Genomic DNA, 20295 nt, shown 5'->3' with positions numbered 1-20295 from the left:
AGCTTCTGCCATCCCCTTGGAGGCAACCATGACCTGCCCCGTCGACCACAGTCGCATCGCCCTCGACCCGCTCGTACGTGATCTTGTCGGGGAGGGTGCCCGGCTACGGCAGGCCGGGCCCGTGGTCGCGATCGAGGTGCCGGGCGGAGTCGAGTGCTGGGCCGTCACGCGCCACGCCGAAGCCCGCCGACTGCTCACCGACGCGCGCCTGGTGAAGGACATCAACCGCTGGGGTGCCTGGACCCGTGGGGAGATCCCCACGACGTGGCCGCTGATCGGTCTGGTCGCCCCCGGCACGAGCATGGTCACCGCCGACGGCGACGACCACAAGCGGCAGCGGCTGCTCACCGCCCAGGCGCTCACCCCGCGCCGGATGGAGCGGCTGCGACCGCGGATCGAGGAGATCACCCGCACGATCCTCGACGAGTTCGAGGCGGCCGGCGCGGGCGGCGCCGTCGTCGACTTCAAGGCCGTGTTCGCGTTCAAGCTGCCGATGCGCGTCATCAGCGAGCTGATGGGCGTCGAGGCCACCGAGCACACCCGGCTGCGCGAGCTGTACGACACCTTCTTCAGCAGCGTCACCCCCGCCGACGAGGTGCGGGCGGCGATGGCCGAGCTGTTCGCGTTCTTCGCGAGCGTCGTGGCGGAGAAGAAGCGGCGGCCGGGCGACGACCTCACCAGCGCACTGCTCGCCGCCACCGAGGGCGGCGACCGGCTGTCCGACGAGGAGCTGGTCGGCACCCTCCTGGTCATGATCGCCGCAGGCCACGAGACCACCATCAACCTGATGGTCAGCGCCGTCCGCGGGCTGCTCACCCACCCCGACCAGCTGGCGCTCGTGCGCTCGGGAACCGTCCCCTGGACGGCGGTCGTCGAGGAGACGCTGCGCTGGTCGCCGCCGACCACCAACTTCCTGTTCCGCTACGCCACCGAGGACATCCCGGTCGGCGGAGTGGTCATCAAGGAGGGCGACGCGGTGATGATCTCCTACGGCGCGATCGGCCGGGACGAGGTGCAGCACGGGCCGACCGCCGAGGAGTTCGACATCACCCGCGACGCCGCCCGGCACCTCTCGTTCGGCTACGGCCCGCACGTCTGCCCCGGCGCCCCCCTCGGCAGGCTGGAGGCCCTGGTCGCGCTGCCCGCGCTCTTCGACCGTTTCCCCGGCCTCGCACTGGCCGTGCCCGAGGACCAGCTCGCCAACAACCCGTCGATCCTGGTCAACAGTCTGCGCGAGCTCCCGGTGCGGCTCCCGGGGTAGCGCGGGGGAGGGGTGTGCCCGGGAGGAGCGCGTCCGGGGCCCGGCTTATGGTGGACGCATGACCACCGATCTCGCCGGCAGTACCCCGGAAGCCGGGCTTCCGGGCAAGCCGACCGCGGCAGCCCGCACGACGCTGTCGCACATCATGACGGCGCACGACACCAATCTGCTCGGCACCGTCCATGGTGGCGTGATCATGAAACTCGTCGACGACGCGGCGGGCGCCGTCGCCGGCCGGCACTCGGGCGGCCCGGCGGTCACCGCGTCGATGGACGAGATGGTCTTCCTGGAGCCGGTCCGGGTGGGTGACCTCGTCCATGTGCGCGCCCAGTGCAACTGGACCGGGCGCTCCTCCATGGAGATCGGTGTGCGCGTCATGGCCGAGCGGTGGAACGAGTCCACCCCCGCGACCCAGGTCGGCAGCGCCTACCTCGTGTTCGCCGCGGTCGACGAGAACGGCAGGACCCGGCCGGTCCCGCCGGTGATCCCGGAGACCGAGACGGACAAGCGGCGGTACCAGGAGGCGCAGATCCGCCGGATGCACCGGCTCGCCCGCCGCGAGGCCATCAAGGAGCTCCGCGAGAAGCGCGCCGCCGAAGGATTCGACGACTAGGGCGCGTGCCAGGCGTCGTGGGCCAGGCGGGACTTTCGCAACACGCCCTAAAGGCCTCCCATGGCCCGGCGGCTCAGGCGCACACCACCTGGTCGCCGGTCACCGCACCCGCCGCGCCGCCCGTGGCCGGTGCCGGATCCTGCGCCCGGATCGCCGTGACGCCCTTGTACCCGGCGCCGATGGTCACCTTCATCAGCGGTCCCTGCCCGACGGCCGGCACCAGCTCCGCGCCCGGCAGCGCGGCCGCCAGGGACCTCGCCGAACGGTCCCAGCGGGGGTCGAAGCGGATGACGGTGCGCGGCACGTTGTGCACGGTCGCGTTGCCGGGGGAGCCCGTGGTGGCGAAGCCGGTGGCGCGCAGCGCCTTGTCCGCCCGGTCGCCGAGGCCGGTGACGGCCGTCCCGTTGTCGACGTGGACCCGGATCGAGTGCGGATCGACGTCCACCTGGACCTTCGACGATTGCCGGCGCTTGGCGTCGGCCGGGAGGCGGACGGCCAGCGGCTGGTCCGCGCGGATCGCCGCCCAGAGCTTGCCGGCCTTGGCGTCGTCCCACTTCACCGTCGAGCCGATGCCCTTGACCTGGTAGCCCACGTTGCCGATCGGCACCGAGGTGAACTCCGAGGAGCCCGGGGTGAACCCGCGCAGGCCCTGGGCCAGCGAGATCAGGTCCTTCGGCTTGAGGTCCTGGTCGGCGCGGACCGACCCGAGCACCGTCGAGGCGATCCGGCTGAGCTTGACCGGGTCGGTGAGCAGTCCGCCGCTGGTGATCCGGTGGATGATCTGGGCGAGGAAGCGCTGCTGGCGCTGCATCCGGCCCAGGTCGGAGGCGCCGTCGAGGTGGCGGGAGCGGACGTACTGCAGGGCCGCGCCGCCGTTCAGCTGGGAGGTGCCGACCGGCAGGTCGAGGCCGGTGTACGAGTCCTTCAGCGGGCGGACCGTGCAGACCTGGACACCGCCGAGGACGTCCACCGTCTTCATGAAGCTGATGAAGTCGATCTCCAGGTAGTGGTCGATGTGCACCCCCGTCATCTTCTCGACGGTGGCGACGGTGAGCCGGGGGCCGCCGTCCGCGTAGGCCGCGTTGATCTTCGCGGCGTGGCTGACGTGTTTGGCGCCGCTCACCGCGTCGTCGTGCGGCGGCAGCATGACGTAGCTGTCGCGCGGGATGCTGACGACGCTCACCCGGGAGCGGTCCTCCGACAGATGCACCAGCATGATCGTGTCGGTGCAGTGGCAGGGCGCTCCGCCGAGGTGGTAGCGCTCCTTGTCGGCCGGTTTCAGCCCGTCCCGCCCGTCGGTGCCGACCAGCAGGAAGTTGATGCCCTTGGTGCTGCCGGGGCGGTCCCGCATCCCGCCGAACGCGTCCACCCGGTCGATGCTGTCCCCCACTCCGCTGACCACGGCGTGGCCGACGCCGCTGGTCGTGATGATCGCCAGAGCCAGCCCGCCGGCGATCCGGGTGCTCCAGCGCACCGGCCGTCTGCCGGACCGTCCGCCGGGCTGTCTGCCGGACCGCGGGGCCTGCCGCGGTCCCGGCCGCCGGGCGGAATTGACCGGTGGACGGGGCCTGCGGGGCGGGGTGGCGGGCGGGCGAGCGGGTGGAACCGTCATCGGGGCGCACCTCCGCGGGAGACAGGGGACCCGGTCAGGCTAGACAAAACGGACAGTATTCAAAGCCCCCCACACGCTGGGGTCCCCCATTCGCGGTAACGTTTCCCGCGATGAACGCTGCCAACGACCCCGCCGCCCCCGCTGTCTCCGTGATCATGCCGGTGCTCAACGAGGAACGTCACCTGCGCGACTCCGTCCGGCACACCCTGGAGCAGGACTACCCAGGTGAGCTCGAGGTCGTCATCGCGCTCGGTCCCTCCGGGGACCGTACGGACGAGATCGCCGCCGAGCTGGTCGCGGAGGACCCGCGGGTCCACACCGTGCCCAACCCCACCGGCCGCACCCCGGCCGCGCTGAACGCCGCGATCAAGGCGTCCCGGCACCCGGTCGTGGTCCGTGTCGACGGGCACGGGATGCTCTCGCCGGACTACATCGCCACCGCCGTGCGGCTGCTGGCCGAGACCGGCGCGGCCAACGTCGGCGGCATCATGCACGCCGAGGGCGAGAACGCCTGGGAGGACGCGGTGGCCGCCGCCATGACGTCTAAGGTCGGCGTCGGCAACGCGGCCTTCCACACCGGTGGTGTCGCGGCCCCGGCCGACACCGTCTACCTCGGTGTCTTCCGCCGTGAGGTGCTGGAGCAGCAGGGCGGCTACAACGAGGAGTTCATCCGCGCCCAGGACTGGGAGCTGAACTACCGGATCCGTGAGGCCGGCCACCTCATCTGGTTCTCGCCCGAACTGCGCGTCTCCTACCGGCCCCGGCCGAACGTGCGCGAGCTGGCGAAGCAGTACAAGAACTACGGCCGCTGGCGTCATGTCGTCGCCCGCTACCACCGCGGCTCGGTCAACGTGCGCTACCTCGCGCCCCCGGCGGCCGTGCTCGGCATCGCGGCGGGCATCGTGGTGGGCGCGGCCGTCACCCCGTGGGGTTTCGTGGTCCCGGCCGGGTACCTCGCCGCCATCGGGCTCGGCTCGGTCCCGGCGGGCAAGGGCCTGCCGTTCGGGGCCCGGGTGCGGATCCCGGTCGCGCTCGCGACCATGCACATGTGCTGGGGCTGGGGCTTCCTCACCAGCCCGCGTTCCCTGGCGAACAAGGTCATCGCCAGCCGGCGTCCCAGTGTGACGACGGCCGGCGCCATGTCCGGGTGCCGGCTACCAGACGTAGTGGGCGCCCGGGTACGTGTTCACCTTCATGCACGCCGAGGTGTCGGCGCCGTTGAGCGCGGACGAGGTGGACGGCGCCTTGTCCGGCGCTCCGGAGCCCGAACCGCCCGCCGTCTTCGGGTACGTGGTGCCCGTACGCCAGTCGGAGCCGACGACCACCGTCACCTTGGTCACGCTCTTGGAGCTCCGTACCGCGCTGTCCGGCAGCCCCAGTGCCTTGGCCACCGCCTGGGCGTCGCCCTTCAGGGCGGCGCTCGGGTAGCTGAGCGTGGTGTCGGTCTGCGGCTGCGGAGTGGTGTCGGAGGCGGCCCGGGTGAAGCCGAGGGTGCTGAGCCGGCCCACGATGGTCTTGGCGCGACCGCTCACCGCCGCCTGGGACGCGGTGGCGGTGCCGTTCCGCACGGTGACGTCGATCTCGCCCTTGGGCGCCGCCGGGTCGGCGGGCGACGCGGTCACGGTGGCGGCCGCCCCGGGCGTCGGCGCCTTGGCCTTGCCGTCGACCGGGTTGTCCGCGCGCACCAGTGCGAAGAGCTTGTCGGCGTCACCCGGCTTCGGGATGACGTGCGCCTTGTTCTTCGGGTCCCAGTCCCACGGCATCGTGGTCATGGTGATCCGGTCGGCGGGCACCTTCTTCAGCTCGTTGCCCAGGTCGTACAGCTTCTTGACGGTGCCGAGGCCGGTGTCGACGGTGACCGACTTGGTCGCCGCCTCGGCGAGGCCGGTGAGCTGACCGGGGTCGGTGAGCTTCGCGCCCTTCTTGAGCTCGCGGATCATCGAGTTCATGTACATGTGCTGCGCGTGCGTACGGCCGAGGTCGGTGCCGTCCTCGAAGCCGTGCCGGGTGCGCAGCCACTGCAGGGCCTGCTCGTCCTTGATGGTCGTGGTGCCGGCCTTGAGCTTCAGCCCGGACTGCTTGTCGTAGATGTTCTTGTCGACGCAGACCGGGACCCCGCCGATGGCGTCGGCCATCTTCACCACTCCGGCGAAGTCGACCATCATGAAGTGGTCGATGGAGATGCCGGTCATCTCCTCCCACGTGGCGACCGTGCAGCCCGGACCGCCGTGCGTGAGGCTGGCGTTGATGATGTCCTCGGACTTCTTGTAGACCGTGCCGTCGTGCGGGTCGGTGCACTTGGGGATGGCCACCCGGGTGTCGCGCGGGATGCTGATGACCGTCATGTTGCTGCGGTCGGCCGACAGGTGCAGCAGCATCTGGACGTCGGCACGGGGCTTCTCGCCCCGGGTGTCCGCGGCGCCGCCGAGCTTGACGTTCTCGTCGGAGTTCCGGCTGTCGGAGCCCATCAGCAGGATGTTGAGCGGCGTCTGGCCCTCGGCGTTGGCCTGCGGCTTGGAGAGCTTCGCGTCGCTGAGGTTGAGCTCGTCCTTCTTGATGTTCGCGTTGAGGTGCTCGTAGTACGCCCAGCCCGCGCCGGCCGTGCCGAGGACCGCCACGGCGGTGCCGATCCCGATCCAGCGCAGGGCCCGGCGCCGGCGGCTCCGCGGCGCCTTGCGGGACCGGGAGCCACCCCGGCGGTGGCCGCTGCCCGCTGCCTGCCGAGACGTTTCTGCGGACGGCGAGCCAGGAGTCCGCGACGGTGCGTCCGCGTACGGATCCGCGCCGGCCCCGCCGGCGTCGGACCCGTACAGACTGTCGTCCGAGCCCAGTTCGGAGGGGCTGTTCTGCGCGGGAACGCCGTTCCGCGTCGCCGTGCCTCTGGTTCGCCGGTGCTCCACGTCCTCTACTTCCACTGGTAGGGCTTGTAGACGTCCATGCAGCCCTTGTCGGTGCCGTTCAGCGCGTCCGCGTTGGTCGGGACGGAGCCGGCGCCCGGAGCCGTCTTGCCGTAGTCGGTGCCCGAGGTCCAGTCCGCACCGATGATCACGGTGACGGCCGTCACATCGGCCGAGGCCTTCACCGCGGCGGCCGGGATCTTCAGGGCGGTGGCGACGGCCAGGGCGTCTGCCCTGCCCTGCTCACCGGCGCTCGTCGGGTAGTTGACGACCGTACCCTTGCTGGGCTTCGCGGACTGACTGGCCTTCGCCTTCGTGAAGCCGCCCGTGACCAGCGCCTTGGAGACGTTGGACGCGCGGTTCTCGACGGCCGAGCCGTTCTTGTCGCCCGCGGTGCCGTTCACGACGCTGACCGCGATGGTGGCCGGGGCCGCGGCGGCGGGGCCCGACTTGGTCGGAGCCGGCTTCGGGGTGTTCGCGGCGGTGCCGTTGGCGTCCATGGCGACGTCGTTGCGCAGCAGCGTCCAGATCTTCGCCGCGTCCGCCTTGGCCGGGATGTAGTGGGCGTCGGGGTTCAGCGGGTCGGCGAGGTGCGGCATCGTCAGCATCGTCATCCGGTTCGCCGGCACGCTCTTGAGCTCCATACCGAGGTCGTAGAGCTTCTTCGGCGTGCCGATCTCCTTCGAGACCCGGAACGCCTCCATCGCCTTCGTCGCCAGGTTGTTGAGGCGCGCCGGGTTGGTGAACAGGCTCTGGCTCTGCAGATTGCGCATCATCGAGTTGAGGTACATGTGCTGCGCCTTGGCGCGGCCCGCGTCGTCACCGAAGGCGTGCCGGGTGCGCAGCCACTGCAGCGCCTGCTGGCCCTTGACCGGCCAGGTGCCGGCCTTCATCTTCAGACCGGAGCCGCCCTTCTGGGCCGGGGTCGGATGGTCCCAGATGTTCTGCTTGACGCAGACCTCGACATCGCCGACGGCGTCGGCCATCTTCACCACACCGGCGAAGTCGACGGTCATCCAGTGGTCGATGTAGACGCCGGTCAGGTTCTGGATCGCCGCGCGCGTGCAGCCCGCGCCACCGCGGCCCAGCGACTCGTTGATGATGTCGTTCTCGGTCGCCTTGAACACCTTGCCGGTGGCGGTGTCCGTGCACTCGGGGATGGGCATCCGGGTGTCGCGGGGAATGCTGACCACCGACATGTTGCTGCGGTCGGCGGATATGTGGAGCAGCATGATGACGTCGGCGCGGGGCGGTTCGCCCGCCGTGTCGCGCGCGCCGCCCAGATCCTTGTTGGCCTCGGAGTCGCGGGCGTCGGAGCCGAGCACCAGGACGTTCAGCGGTGTGTCGCCGTCGGCGTTCGCCTTGGACGGCGCCACATCGCTCTTGCCGTTGTTCAGGTCACCGGTGCGGATCTTCCCGGCGAGGTATTCGTAGTACGCGTATCCCGCGCCGGCGCCGGCGAGGATGAGCAGCGAGAGCGTGCCCGCCACCCAGCGGAATATCCGGCTCTTCCGGCTGCGCGGCTGCCGCCGGCCCCCGGCGCGGCGGTGGCCGCCGCCCCCGCCGGTACCGCCGTTCCGCTGCCCGGGTACCGAGGCCGTGCCGGCGCCGACCAGCGACGGGTCGGTGACGGCGCCCGTGACGGTGCCCGCGCCGGGGCTCGGATGGGAGCCCGTACGCGAGGCGGTGCCGTCACCGGATCCGTCCCAGCCCTGGCCCCCGCCCTGGTCCCGGTCCTGGTCCTGGTCCTGGTCCTGGTCCTGGTACAAGCTCTCGTCCCAACCGGGATCTCCCGGTCCCTGGGCGTCTCGCGCCCCACCGCCCCGTACACCGCTGTCCCGCATGGCCCCCCCTGGATACGTCATTTCGCGCAGACGCTCTTGTCGTCCGCCACGACCTTCTGAATTCCCTCCGGCGCCGAAGTCGGCGCGGCTATCGGTGTTCCCGCGCCCTTGAAGTCCTTGCCAAGGGTGAGCGTCATGTTGGCCTTGGCCGCCGCGTCGACCGTCCCCGGCTGCAGCGCGGACGCCGGCAGCCCCATCATCGCGGCCAGGGCGCGCGCCTGGTCGGCCTGGTTCGGCGCGTAGACGAGCGTGGTCGTCGCAGCCGTTCCGGCCGGGGCGTTGCCGCCGTTGGTGGAGCGGTTGACGGCCTTGTTGTTCTGCAGCCAGTTGATGGTGTCCTGTGCGGCCCCGGTCACGCCACTGCCGTTGAACACCTTGACGCGAACCTGTGACGCGGGGGCCTTGGAGCCGGACAGTTTGTCCGGGGCCTTGGAGGCGTCCGGGGTGCCCGGCTTCTTGGCCACCGCGGTCAGCGAGATGTCGCTCTTCACCATCGAGAAGACCTGCTGGGCCTTGGTCGGGTCGAGGATGACCGTCTTGTGGACCTTGCCGTCCGCCGGGTTGTCGATGACCGGGACGGTGGCGAAGGTGATGTTCTTGGTGTCGACCGCGCTGAGGTCCTTCGCGAGGTCGGACAGTTTCGAGATGCTGCCGATGGCACTGTCGACGGTGAGTGCCTTGGTGGCCGCGTTCGCCAGCTTCCACAGCTTGCTGGGGCTGGTGAGGGTGTCACCGGACTTCATCTGACGGATCATCGAGCCCAGGAACTGCTGCTGGAGCTTGATGCGGTCCAGGTCGCCGCCGAAGCCGACCGCGTGCCGGGTCCGGACGAACGCGAGCGCGTCGTCGCCCGACACCTTGTGGTGGCCCTTGCCGAGGTCGAGGTGGGACTTGGGGTCCTTGATCGGCTTGGCCAGGCAGATGTCGACACCGCCGACCGCGGTCGACAGGTCTTTGACCGCGGTGAAGTTGGCCATCATGAAGTGGTCGACGCTCACCCCGGTCAGCGCCTTCACGGCGCGCATGGTGCACCCCGGGTCGCGGCCCTCCTGGCCGAGACTGGTGTTGAACCGGACCTTCTGCTCCCCGGCGACGACCTTCGTCGAGCCGTCCTTCTGCTTCGTCGGGCAGTCCGGAATGTCCGTGATCAGGTCGCGCGGAATGCTCAACGCGGTCGCGTTGGTGCGGTCCTTGGAGACATGGAACAGGATCGTGGTGTCGGCATGGCCGACGCTGCCCGCGTCGCCGTACTCCTTGCCGAGCCCCTCACGGCTGTCGGTGCCGATCACGAGGATGTTCACCGGACCGTCGGCGGTGACGTTCTTGTTGCCCGCGTCGCCGACGTCGACGGTGGTGATGTTGTTGTTGAAGTGCTGGTAGACCAGATAGCCGCCGATGGAGCCGGCGACCAGCACGAAGCCGACCGTGGCCGCGGTCCAGACAAGGGCCTTCTTCTTGCGGGACTTCCGGGGCTTGCCCTTGCGACGGCTCGCCCGGTTCGGTGCGTCCGAGGGGTTCGACGGGGTGCTGCGGGTGCCCTGCTGCTCGCGGCGCTCACGCCTGCCGCCCTGTGCGGACACGCTCGGTGACGGAGGCTGTTCGGGGTCTATCCGCAGCACGTAGCTGCCCGTCTCCGGATCAAGGACCCACTGGTCTGCCGGGTCGATGTTCCTGTGGCCTTGCGTGTCCACGGTTGCTCGGGTCCTCCGTCGGTGCCACGCGGCGCCTGCCCCCTGGGCGCTCGATCTTCTGGTCTTCCGTGTGAATGCGGGCCGGTTGACCATCCTCCGGGTCCGGCCGGATCGCTCACACTAGCCCCACACTTCAGCGTCTAGTCACGTGCGTGACAAATTCCACTCCCCTACAACTGGACAAACCATCCAATCCAACCGGCCTGTTGGTCATACCTTTTATTGCGCTTTACCACAGATGTCTTGGTCGGCCGTCGTGCCCGGAAACGTCGGTTCGCCCCCACTCGGCACCGGAGTCGGTTTCGTACCCCGCGACTTGCCGTCCTCCCCGCTGCCGGTGGCCGTGGGTTCGGCGACCGCCGTGGGTCCGGCGGTCGCGGGTGCGGTGGTCGCCGGCGCCGTCGGCTTCGGCGTCCCGTCCGTCGTCCCCGAGACCCCGACCGGCTTGTCCGCGCGGAGCGTGGCGAAGAGCTGATCCGCCTCGGGCTGGATGAGTTCGTCCCGGTCGTTGTTGTTGATGTACGGCTGGCGCGGCGCCGTCAGGAAGCGCACCGCACTGGTCGGGGTGTTCTCCAGGCTGCGGACGAGGTCGTACAGCTCGCCCAGCGAATCCAGGCCCGGGTCCGCGGTCAGCGACGACGTCGCCGCCGAGAGCAGCGGGTACAGCTTGGTCGGGTTGAGCAGCACACCGTCGCTGCGGATCTTGTTCACCAGCGAGGCCAGGAAGTCCTGCTGGCGGTTCATCCGCTGGGTGTCGCTGCCGTCGCCGATGCTGTACCTGGCGCGCACATAGCCCAGCGCCTGCTCGCCGTAGAGCGTCTGCTTCCCGGCCGGGAGGTTCAAATGCGCCTCCGGGTCGCGGATCGCCTTCGGCACGCACACCTCCACTCCGTCCACCGCGTCGACCATCTTCTTGAAGCCGCTGAAGTCCACGATCAGGTGGTGGTCGATGCGGATACCCGTCATCCGCTCGACGGTACGGATCGTGCAGGCCGCCCCACCGAATTGGAACGCCCAGTTGAACTGGACGTACTTCTCCTGGGTCATGGTTCCGTTCGCCTGTGTGCAACTGGGCACATGGGCCATCAGATCGCGCGGGATGCTGACCGCGGTGGCGCTGCTGCGGTCGGCGGACAGGTGCAGCAGGATCGTGGTGTCCGAGCGCTGGGTGCCGCTGTCCTTGCCGTACTCGGTGTTGCCGTTGCCGCGGTTGTCCGACCCGATGAGCAGGATGTTCTCGGCCGAGGTCGGACCGGGGGTGGGCCGTTCCGCCTGGATGCGCTCCAGCTCGTTGGCGGTCCTGAAGTCGGTCTTGATGTTGCCGTCGAGCTGCTGGTACAGGTACCAGGCGGTCCCGGTGCCCGCGAGCAGCAGGAGGACGGTGGAGAGGCCGAGCACACGCAGCCAGCGACGCCCCTTGCGCGCCGCGGGTGCGGCGGGCGGGGTGTCAGCGCCCTCGGCGCCGTCCCCGGCAGGCGACACGTCCTCCGGTTCCGGCGGCGGGGCGGGCGTGCCTCCTTGCGTGGTCACGTCTGCGCCCATCCCTCGGTGAGTCACTCGGTGCCGGACCCCTCGGGCGGAAAGGCCCGACCGGCACCCGTTCAGACAGCCGATTCCCGTTCATGGTTGCGTGACTTCGCTCTTCCCTTGGTCGGTGATCAACCCAGCATCCCCCAGGACGGCGCGGCGGGCCCGGGGGAGGGGGTCGCTATTGGGCCGTGTGGGTGACGCGCTCGCTCTTCTCCCGTTGTGCCAGCTGGTCGGCGGGCAGCCGGTCGAGGTGCCGGCACAGGACGACCGAGCCGTCCGCGGCCAGCGGTGCCAGCAGGCCGGCGGCCAGCCCGTCCCAGTCGTCGAAGGACCGGCCGGAGAGCAGCCGGGAGCCCTGGCCGAGGCCCAGCCCGGCGGCGCTCTCGCGGGCCCGTCCGACCACCTCGGCGGCTGTCAGTACCGAGCCGTCCGGGAGCTGGAGCGCGGGTGCGTCCGGGCCGACCGGGGCGTAGGGCGCGAAGCGGTCGCCCTGGCTGGGCACCTCGACCGCGTAGTCGGCGAAGCCGGCCGGCGGCTGCAGGAAGCGGCCGCCGAGCGGGCGCGCGCGAGCGCGACCCGCTCGCCGTCGCAGGCCAGGGCGGCATCGAGCGTCTCAGGTCCGCTGACCACCAGGTCGGCGGCGGCCGGATCGCCGCCGGGGACGACGACCACTCCGGTGGAGAAACAGGCGAGCAGCCAGACCGCGGTCTGCCAGTGCGCGGGCAGCAGCAGCGCGAGCCGGTCACCGGGCTGCGCGCCGAGGTCGTCCTGGATCAGGTTGGCGGTCTTCGCCACCCAATTGCCGAACGTGGCCACGGAGAGTTCGACGCGTTCGCCGGTGGCGTCGTCGTAGAAGGTCACCAGCGGGCGGGCGGGCTCCGTCCGGAGGGCGTAATCCAGCAGGCCGGCGGGGGTGTTGGCGGTAGCGGTCACCCGGCTCAGGCTACCCGCCGCCGGGCCGGCGGCCCTCGCCCGGACGGGCGAGGGCGGAGGGTCGTTCCGGCGGACTGTCCGTCAGATCTCGACTGGACATATATGAGGCTTATGTAACGATCTGTCCTATGCGTGCATTCCTAGCCACCACCATCGGCGTCGCGTGCACGGCCGCGCTGGCGCTTCCGTTCGCCGTTCCCACGGGCGCCGCCGCACACAGTGGGCGTTCCGCGCGGCCGGCCCACCCGACGGCCTCCCAACTCCCGGGCAGCACCCGCAACCTTCCGCTGGTGCCGCTCTCCGCCCCCACCGTCACCCATGGAACCGACCGTGCGCCCGGCGCCCCCGCCGAGCAGGGTCTGTCCGCCCGTCAGGTCGCCCCGTTCTCCCTGCTCGGCGTCACGTGGGACAACCCGGCGGCCGATCTCGACGCCGCCGTCCAGGTCCGCACCCGGGCGGCCGGCACCGGCACCTGGTCGGGCTGGCGGGACGTCCAGGCGCACAACGACGACGCCCCCGATCAGGACGGCCGGACCGGCCGCGGCGCCACCGCCCCGCTGTGGGTCGGCGCCTCGGACGGTGTCCAGGTCCGCGTGCGGCCGGCCGCCGGTGGTGACCGCGGCGCCGGTTCCGCCGCCAAGGTGGTGCCACTGCCCGGCGGACTGCGCCTGGAGATGGTCGACCCGGGCGACGACGGCCCGGTCACCCCTGCCACTCCGGCGGTCCCGGCCACCCCGGCCACCGCGCCGAGCGCCCCCGTCACCGATCCGAGCGCACCGGCCACCACTCCGGCCACCACTCCGGCCACCACTCCCGCCACCACCCCGGTCCTGGACGACCGCGGTGTGGAGTCGGCCCCCGGCGCCGCTCCGGTCACCGAGCTCCCCGCGCTCACCAAGGAGGAGACCGCGGCCACGGCGGCCGGCGCGCCCTACGTCGGCGCACGTCCCCGGATCGTCACCCGGGCCGGCTGGGGCGCCGACGAGAAGCTGCGTGAAGCGGGCTTCGTCTACACCAACACGGTGAAGGTGGTCTTCGTCCACCACACCGCCACCGGCAACGACTACACCTGCTCGGGGGCGCCCGCCCTCATCCGCAGCATCTACCGCTACCACGTGGAGAGCAGCGGCTGGCGGGACATCGGCTACAACTTCCTCGTCGACAAGTGCGGAAACATCTACGAGGGCCGCGCGGGCGGCGTCGCCAAGCCGGTCATGGGCGCTCACACCATGGGCTTCAACACCGACAGCGCGGGCGTCGCGGTGCTCGGCACGTTCACCTCCAGCTCGGCCCCCGCCGCGGCCGTGAAGGCGGTGTCCCAGCTCGCCGCCTGGAAGCTCGGTCTGCACGGAGGCAACCCGACCGGCACCACGCACCTCACGTCCGGTGGCGCCAACCTGTACGCGAAGGGCACCAGCGTCAAGCTCAACGTCATCTCCGGGCACCGCGACGGCTTCGCCACCGAGTGCCCGGGCACCAAGCTCTACGGCCAACTCGGCAGCGCCCGTAAGACGGCAGCCGATCTGCAGGGCCGCTGACCCCCCGTCCGCCCCTCCCTTCCGCGGCCCCGGCGACCACTGTGTCCCGGGGCCGCGGAACTCGTGCGCCCCGGGGTCGTGGAGCGCGGGGTTCCGCGTGCCCGGCGGTGCGAGTGGTCAGCTCATCCCTTCATCTGCCTAAGATTGCCGCCCACCGGCCCGCCCACCAGGAAGCAGAGACGAACCCAGGTGACTGAAGCGATCCTCTTGGTCGGCGGCAAGGGCACGAGACTGCGCCCGCTGACGGTGCACACGCCCAAGCCCATGGTCCCGGCGGCCGGTGTGCCGTTCCTGACCCACCAGCTCGCCCGCGCCCGCGCGGCCGGCGTCGAGCACATCGTGCTCGCCACGTCCTACCTCGCCGAGGTCTTCGAACCGCACTTCGGCGACGGCTCCGCGCTCGGCCTGCACCTGGAGTACGTCACCGAGGACGAACCGCTCGGCACCGGCGGTGCCATCCGCAACGTCGCGTCCCGGCTCCGGTCCGCCCCCGGCGAGCCGGTCCTCATCTTCAACGGCGACATCCTCACCGGGCTCGACATCCGCGCCCTCGTCGAGAACCACCGCACCACCGGCGCCGACGTCTCGCTGCACCTGACCAAGGTCGCGGACCCGCGCGCTTTCGGCCTCGTCCCCACCGACCCCTCCGGGCGCGTCACGGCCTTCCTCGAGAAGCCGCAGACCCCCGAGGAGATCGTCACGGACCAGATCAACGCGGGCGCGTACGTGTTCAACCGCTCGGTGATCGACAGCATCCCGGCCGGCCGGCCGGTCTCGGTCGAACGGGAGACGTTCCCCGGCCTGCTGGCGGCCGGCGCGCATCTGCAGGGCATGGTCGACTCCACGTACTGGCTCGACCTCGGCACCCCGCAGGCGTTCGTCCGCGGCTCCGCCGACCTCGTCCTCGGCCGCGCACCGTCGCCGGCCGTCCCCGGCCGCCGGGGCGAGCGGCTCGTCCTGGAGGGCGCGGTCGTCGGTGAGGGCACCAAGCTCACCGGCGGCACCTCCATCGGCGCCGGAGCCCGGATCGGTTGCGACGCCCGCATCGACGGCAGCCTCGTCCTGGACGGCGCGGTCGTCGAGGACGGCGCGGTCATCCGCGACTCCCTCATCGGCACCGGCGCCACCATCGGTGCCCGCACCGTGCTGGACGGCGCGGTCATCGGCGACGGCGCCACCGTCGGCGCGGACAACGAACTGCTGCACGGCGTCCGCGTCTGGTGCTCCGCCCGGATCCCGGCGGCCTCGCTCCGCTTCTCGTCCGACCAGTAGCGGCGGACGGGCCTGTCCGAGGGGGCGGCTACGCTCGGTCGGGTGCGTACGAGTATCCGCAGCTGGACCCCCGAGGGCCGGCCCGACCTCCGCCTGACGCTGGACCCGCTGGGCCGCGGCCCGGGCGATCCGGCGTTCCGGATGACGCCCGACGGCGCCGTCTGGCGGGCGGCCCGCACCCCGCAGGGCCCCGGCACCCTGCGGATCACCGCGGCCGACGGCACCGTAAAGGCGCAGGCCTGGGGCGATGGCGCGGACTGGCTCCTGGAGGCGCTGCCCGCGCTGCTCGGCGCAGGCGACGACCCGACGCCGTTCACCCCGCGCCACCGCGTCGTGCACGAGGCGCACCGGCGGAACCCGGGCCTGCGGCTGACCCGGACCGGCCTCGTCCTCGAATCGCTGATCCCCGCGATCCTGGAACAGAAGGTCACGTCCGACGAGGCGTACCGCGCCTGGCGGCTGCTCCTGCGCCGGCACGGCGAACCGGCCCCCGGCCCGGCCACCGGCGGCCCCGACGGCGGCATGTACGTCATGCCCGCCCCGCGCCAGTGGTCCCTCATCCCGTCCTGGGAATGGCACCGCGCCGGGGTCGACAACAAGCGGTCCTCGACGATCCTGCGCGCGGTCCGGGTGGCCGCCCGGATGGAGGAGGCCGCCGCGATGGACCTGGCGGCGGCCACCGCCCGGCTGACGGTGATCCCGGGCATCGGCCCCTGGACCGCCGCCGAGACGCTGCAGCGCAGCAACGGGGACCCGGACGCACTGACGGTCGGCGACCTGCACCTGCCGAACATCATCGGCTTCGCCCTGACGGGAGCGCACCGCACCGACGACGCCGCGATGTGTGCCCTGCTGGCCCCGTACGAGGGCCAGCGGCACAGGGCGGCGCGGCTGATCCTGCTCAGCGGCCGGGTGCCACCGCGGCGTGCGCCGCGCTATGCCCCGAAGGACATCAGCCGGATCTGAGCGGGCCGCGCCGTCGGTGGGTCGGGGGCCGGGTCCTCCGGGGTGGGGCTTCGAAATCGACTATTTAGGGCCTGGCGGCCCACAAATAGCTCGGCAGCATTTCGAAACCCCACCCCTGCGGACCCGGCCCCCTTCGCTCCACCCACCCCGTGCGGGTGGGCTTCTTGCTGGGGTCCGGCCACCGTGTGGTCAGCGGACCGAGATGAACGCCTCCGCGGTCCGCTCCGGCCGCGCCTTCGGCGCAGCCGACGCGTGGCCGATGGCTACCGCGCCCATCGGGTCCCAGTCGGCCGGCAGTCCGAGGACGTCCCGGACGACATCGCGGCAGAACATCGTCGAGGAGACCCACGCGGAGCCGAGCTGCTCGCCCGCCAGGGCGACCAGCAGGTTCTGGACGGCGGCGCCGACCGCGACGACGAACATCTCGCGTTCCGCGCCCGCCCGCCGCGCGTCCGGGTACGCGTGGGCGCCGTCGGCGACGAGGCACGGCACGATCAGATAGGGCGCGCGCCGCAGTACGTCACCGCGTCGCAGCCGGCGGGTGATGTTCTCCTCGGGGAAGCCGTCGGCCCGGAGGTCCGCCTCCCAGGCGTCCCGCATGGCGTCGAGCAGTCGTGTCCTGGACTCCTCGGACTCCAGGAGGACGAACCGCCAGGGCGTCGTGTGGTGCGGGGCGGGTGCGGTGACGGCCAGGGCGACGGCGCGGCGGACCGCGGAGCCGTCCACCGGCTCCGCGGTGAAGTCCCGGACCGTGCGGCGGGCCGCGACGGCCTCGCGGATGGCCTCCGACGTGCCGAGCCGGAACATGTCCGCGCCGGCGTCCCGTACGAGGGCGCGGGCGCCCGGGCCGTCGTCCGCCGTCACCAGGTGGCCGAGGCCGCGGACGACAGCGACCGGCAGTCCGGCCGCCTTGCCCTTGACGAGGTCCCCGGCGGCGGCGAGTTCGTCCCCGGTGGCGGTCACCGTCATGCTCAGCGCGTTGCCGTGCGAGTCGGTGCCGCCGCGCAGGTCCTCCAGGACGCGCAGCCCGGCGGCGCCGATGGCGACGTCGGTGAGCCCCTCGCGCCACGGCCGTCCGAAGGTGTCGGTGACCACGACCGCGACCTCGACGCCGAGCGCCGCGCGCAGCCCCTCCCGGATCCCGCGGGCGGACGCGTCCGGGTCCTCGGGGAGCAGCAGTACGGTCCCGGGCGCGGTGTTGGAGGCGTCGACGCCGGCCGCGGCCATGACGAAGCCGTGCCGGGTCTCGACGATCCGGGTGGGCCCGCGCCGCGCGACCAGCCGCACCATCTCGGCGTCGATCGCGGCCTCGCGGTCGTCGGCGCGGATGATCCGGCCCTCGGCCTTGCTGACGATCTTCGACGTCACCAGCAGTACGTCGCCGTCGGCGAGCGCCGGATCCGCGGCGGCTATCAGCTTGGCGAGGTCGTCGCCGGGCTGCACCTCGGGAATCCCGGAGACGGCCAGCACCTGGAAGGACTGAGCCGTCACGTGCGGACCTCCTCCGCCAGCGCCAGCGCTTCGCGCGCCATGGCGGTGGTGGCCTCGAGGTCGGTCATCATCAGCGGCACGGCCCGGCAGCGGATGCCCGCCGACTCGATCCCCTCGACCGCCGCCGCGTCCACGGTGTCGACGAGCCAGCCGTCGAGCAGCCCGGACCCGTAGTGGGCGGCGACCGCGGCGGCGGTCGTCTCGACCCCGACGGCCTCCAGGACCTTGTCCGCCATACCGCGCACCGGGGCGTCACCGACGATGGGCGACAGCCCGACGACCGGGACGCCCGCCTCGGCGATGGCCTCGCGGATGCCCGGCACGGCCAGGATGGTGCCGACGCTGACGACGGGGTTGGACGGTGGGAAGACGATCACGTCCGCTTCCGCGATGGCCTCCAGGACACCGGGGGCCGGCTTCGCCTGTTCCGCGCCGACCGGCACCACGGCGTGCGCCTCGACGGAGGCGTGCAGCCGCACCCAGTACTCCTGGAAGTGCACGGCCTTGCGCTCGCCGTCGACATCCACGAGGACATGGGTCTCGACGCGGTCGTCCGACATCGGGATGAGCCGGACGCCCGGCTGCCAGCGCTCGCACAGCGCCTCGGTGACGGCGCTGAGCGGGTATCCCGCTCCGATCATCTGGGTCCGCACGATGTGGGTCGCGAAGTCGCGGTCGCCGAGCCCGAACCACTCCGGTCCCACGCCGTACGCCGCGAGTTCGGCCTTGACGGTGAAGGTCTCGTCGGACCGGCCCCAGCCCTGTTCCTCGTGGATGCCGCCGCCGAGGGTGTACATCACGGTGTCGAGGTCGGGACAGACCTTGAGTCCGAACAGGTGGATGTCGTCACCGGTGTTGCCGATGACGGTGATCTCCGCATCCGGTGCCGCTGCTTTGAGGCCGCGCAGGAAACGGGCCCCCCCGATGCCGCCGGCCAATACCACGATTCGCATGGGGGACAGTCTGTCAGCCCGGTCCGTCAGCCCCGCACGGACTCCTGCGCCGGCTCCTGCGCGGAGGGCGCGGTGCAGGCGGCGTAGGGGGTCATCTCGGTGAGGCCGGGGAAGTAGACGTGCAGGCTGACGGCCGGTTCCAGGGAGTCGTTGACGACCTCGTGGAGGTAGCCGGGCGCGAAGGTGCGCTGGCCGCCCGGCACCAGGGTGCGCCGGACCTCGCCCGAGCCGGCGGACAGCGCGCGCTCGGTCAGCTCGCCCTGCAGGACGGTGAGCACACCGGAGGAGCGGCCGTGGTCGTGCAGCCCGCTGCTCTGCCCGGGTACCCAGCTGAGCAGCCACACCTCGTAGCCGGGGCCGGTCTGCAGCCGGGCGTACCAGCGCGTGGTGGCGTCGTAGCGGACCAGCGGCGCCCACCGGGCGCGGTCGGCCGCGATGGAACGGGCCAGGCCGGCGAACTCGGCGACGGTGCTGGGGTGCTGGGGCACCGGGGGAAGCAGGTGGGGGAGGGCGAGCGGGTCGCCGGCGATCGAGACATCGCTGTACATGTGCGGAGGTTCCTTGCCGGAAGCTGCGGAGGGCGGCGGACGCGACACCGAGCGATCAGAAGCGAGCGCTCAGTGGTCCAGGAATCAGGACTCAGCGGCAACAACAGGAACGGCGACAGCGGACCGGCACAGCGCGGTGGGACTCGCGACGGCGAGTCCGGAAGGGCGCATGGGTCACTGCTGGCATGGGTATAGGAGACCGGTCTCTGGGACGGCTTGTCAACCTCTTGTCCGTTATGTCGGAAATCTTTCACCTGAACCGGTCGAGCGGGGTGGTGAAAGGTTTGTGCGGAGAGATGTGCGGATAGGTGGCGCAGCAACCGCACATGGGAGCGTCGTCCTTCTCGGCGCCGCCGCGACCCCGTGGCCGGATTGTGATCCACAACGCTTCATTCCGCGAGGCGGAACGTGGCCAGGCGCTGCGACGTCTGACGAGGTGCGGCCAGTGGATCACGGTGGATCAACTGGAGCAGGGTTGACAGATGCTGGCGTTTGGGATGATTTCCACACTTTCTGCCAACCCTTGGTTCAGCGGAGTGAATAACGGACCCAATAGCAGATCTCGGCTTGACTGGCCCGTATCGGCACACTTGTAATTTCACTCGTGTCGTTCAGCCGCTACTGGTAACGGCAACATCACGGGGAAGCAAAGACAGACGAGGGGCGCGCATGACCGAGCAGTTCCAGCTTCTGCTGGCCGAGGAGGCTGACGAGGAACTCGGGTGGCAGGAGCGCGCGCTGTGTGCGCAGACCGATCCCGAATCGTTCTTCCCCGAAAAGGGCGGATCCACTCGCGAGGCGAAAAAGGTCTGTCTCGCCTGCGAAGTCCGCTCCGACTGCCTCGACTACGCACTCGCCAACGACGAACGCTTCGGAATCTGGGGCGGACTGTCGGAACGCGAACGACGACGTCTCAAGAAGGGCGTGGTCTGAGACCCGCCCACCGCACAGGGTTCGCACGGCCCGCCTCCCGGTCTCATCCGCCGGGAGGCGGGCCGTTGTTGTGTCCGGTTGCGGTGTCCCGCAGCGGTGTACCGGCAGTTATCCACAGGCGCCGGGAAGGGCCGGGGGCGTGAGCCGTTAGTGTGGGGGCCCGTCCGAGGCGCGCCGTCGACCCCAGTGGTCACAGCGTCCACCGCAGTCCAG

14 protein-coding genes and 2 pseudogenes are annotated in these 20295 nt (G+C 71.3%); 7 read left to right on the top strand and 9 right to left on the bottom strand.

The features are described from left to right. Positions 1-28: 28 nt before the first annotated feature. Positions 29-1261 carry a cytochrome P450 family protein gene (locus tag O3W51_RS28325; RefSeq protein ID WP_138356134.1) on the top strand — a complete coding sequence of 411 codons (1233 nt, stop codon included), beginning with the start codon at positions 29-31 and terminating at the stop codon, positions 1259-1261. Between the two features lie 58 nt (positions 1262-1319). After that, positions 1320-1874, top strand: a complete 555-nt coding sequence (locus tag O3W51_RS28320; RefSeq protein ID WP_138356135.1) for an acyl-CoA thioesterase — start codon at positions 1320-1322, stop codon at positions 1872-1874. A 73-nt stretch (positions 1875-1947) separates the two neighbouring features. On the opposite strand, the gene O3W51_RS28315 is transcribed toward O3W51_RS28320, so the two are convergent. After that, positions 1948-3486 (bottom strand): LCP family protein, encoded by a 1539-nt coding sequence (locus O3W51_RS28315; RefSeq protein ID WP_187144896.1) that lies wholly within the window; start codon positions 3484-3486, stop codon positions 1948-1950. A gap of 110 nt (positions 3487-3596) precedes the next feature. Here O3W51_RS28315 and O3W51_RS28310 point away from each other — a divergent pair. Continuing rightward, positions 3597-4619, top strand: a pseudogene (locus O3W51_RS28310) (glycosyltransferase family 2 protein); the annotation flags it as partial. A gap of 21 nt (positions 4620-4640) precedes the next feature. Here the strand turns inward: O3W51_RS28310 and O3W51_RS28305 are convergent. From O3W51_RS28305 to O3W51_RS28285, 5 genes and pseudogenes are all read right to left on the bottom strand, one after another. Next, the gene (locus tag O3W51_RS28305) at positions 4641-6386 is read right to left on the bottom strand and encodes an LCP family protein (protein ID WP_269287665.1); all 1746 of its coding nucleotides are present in this window, start codon (positions 6384-6386) and stop codon (positions 4641-4643) included. Between the two features lie 5 nt (positions 6387-6391). Further along, positions 6392-8152 carry an LCP family protein gene (locus O3W51_RS28300; RefSeq protein WP_269287664.1) on the bottom strand — a complete coding sequence of 587 codons (1761 nt, stop codon included), beginning with the start codon at positions 8150-8152 and terminating at the stop codon, positions 6392-6394. A 92-nt stretch (positions 8153-8244) separates the two neighbouring features. After that, positions 8245-9918 (bottom strand): LCP family protein, encoded by a 1674-nt coding sequence (locus O3W51_RS28295; RefSeq protein WP_244809199.1) that lies wholly within the window; start codon positions 9916-9918, stop codon positions 8245-8247. 219 nt (positions 9919-10137) lie between these two features. Continuing rightward, positions 10138-11460 (bottom strand): LCP family protein, encoded by a 1323-nt coding sequence (locus O3W51_RS28290; protein WP_138357862.1) that lies wholly within the window; start codon positions 11458-11460, stop codon positions 10138-10140. Positions 11461-11626: 166 nt separating this feature from the next. Then, positions 11627-12381: pseudogene (locus tag O3W51_RS28285) on the bottom strand (TIGR03089 family protein). Positions 12382-12509: 128 nt separating this feature from the next. Between O3W51_RS28285 and O3W51_RS28280 the strand changes: the two are divergent. The 3 genes from O3W51_RS28280 to O3W51_RS28270 all read left to right on the top strand — a co-directional run bounded on the left by O3W51_RS28280 (position 12510) and on the right by O3W51_RS28270 (position 16157). After that, positions 12510-13919 carry an N-acetylmuramoyl-L-alanine amidase gene (locus O3W51_RS28280; protein ID WP_198358423.1) on the top strand — a complete coding sequence of 470 codons (1410 nt, stop codon included), beginning with the start codon at positions 12510-12512 and terminating at the stop codon, positions 13917-13919. A 189-nt stretch (positions 13920-14108) separates the two neighbouring features. Further along, positions 14109-15191: a sugar phosphate nucleotidyltransferase gene (locus tag O3W51_RS28275; RefSeq protein ID WP_138357865.1), complete on the top strand. Its 1083-nt coding sequence runs from the start codon at positions 14109-14111 to the stop codon at positions 15189-15191. A 54-nt stretch (positions 15192-15245) separates the two neighbouring features. Next, positions 15246-16157 carry a DNA-3-methyladenine glycosylase family protein gene (locus O3W51_RS28270; RefSeq protein WP_138357896.1) on the top strand — a complete coding sequence of 304 codons (912 nt, stop codon included), beginning with the start codon at positions 15246-15248 and terminating at the stop codon, positions 16155-16157. A gap of 189 nt (positions 16158-16346) precedes the next feature. Here the strand turns inward: O3W51_RS28270 and O3W51_RS28265 are convergent, their stop codons facing one another. The 3 genes from O3W51_RS28265 to O3W51_RS28255 are packed head-to-tail and all read right to left on the bottom strand — an operon-like array spanning position 16347 to position 19149. Further along, the gene (locus O3W51_RS28265) at positions 16347-17648 is read right to left on the bottom strand and encodes a coenzyme F420-0:L-glutamate ligase (protein ID WP_269287663.1); all 1302 of its coding nucleotides are present in this window, start codon (positions 17646-17648) and stop codon (positions 16347-16349) included. Then, the gene (cofD, locus tag O3W51_RS28260) at positions 17645-18601 is read right to left on the bottom strand and encodes a 2-phospho-L-lactate transferase (RefSeq protein ID WP_138357867.1); all 957 of its coding nucleotides are present in this window, start codon (positions 18599-18601) and stop codon (positions 17645-17647) included. Before cofD ends, O3W51_RS28265 begins: the two co-directional genes overlap by 4 nt. A 26-nt stretch (positions 18602-18627) precedes the next feature. Beyond that, on the bottom strand, positions 18628-19149 hold the full coding sequence (locus tag O3W51_RS28255; protein WP_138357868.1) for a cysteine dioxygenase: 522 nt from the start codon (positions 19147-19149) through the stop codon (positions 18628-18630). A 669-nt stretch (positions 19150-19818) separates the two neighbouring features. On the opposite strand from O3W51_RS28255, the gene O3W51_RS28250 reads away from it, so the two are divergent. After that, positions 19819-20082 (top strand): WhiB family transcriptional regulator, encoded by a 264-nt coding sequence (locus O3W51_RS28250; RefSeq protein WP_093737255.1) that lies wholly within the window; start codon positions 19819-19821, stop codon positions 20080-20082. The last annotated feature ends 213 nt before the right edge of the window (positions 20083-20295 follow it).

Source organism: Streptomyces sp. H39-C1 (genome assembly GCF_027158125.1).
Lineage (GTDB): Bacteria > Actinomycetota > Actinomycetes > Streptomycetales > Streptomycetaceae > Actinacidiphila > Actinacidiphila fildesensis.
Note: the sequence above shows the minus strand (reverse complement) of the source record. Positions and strands in the feature narration are given on the sequence as shown.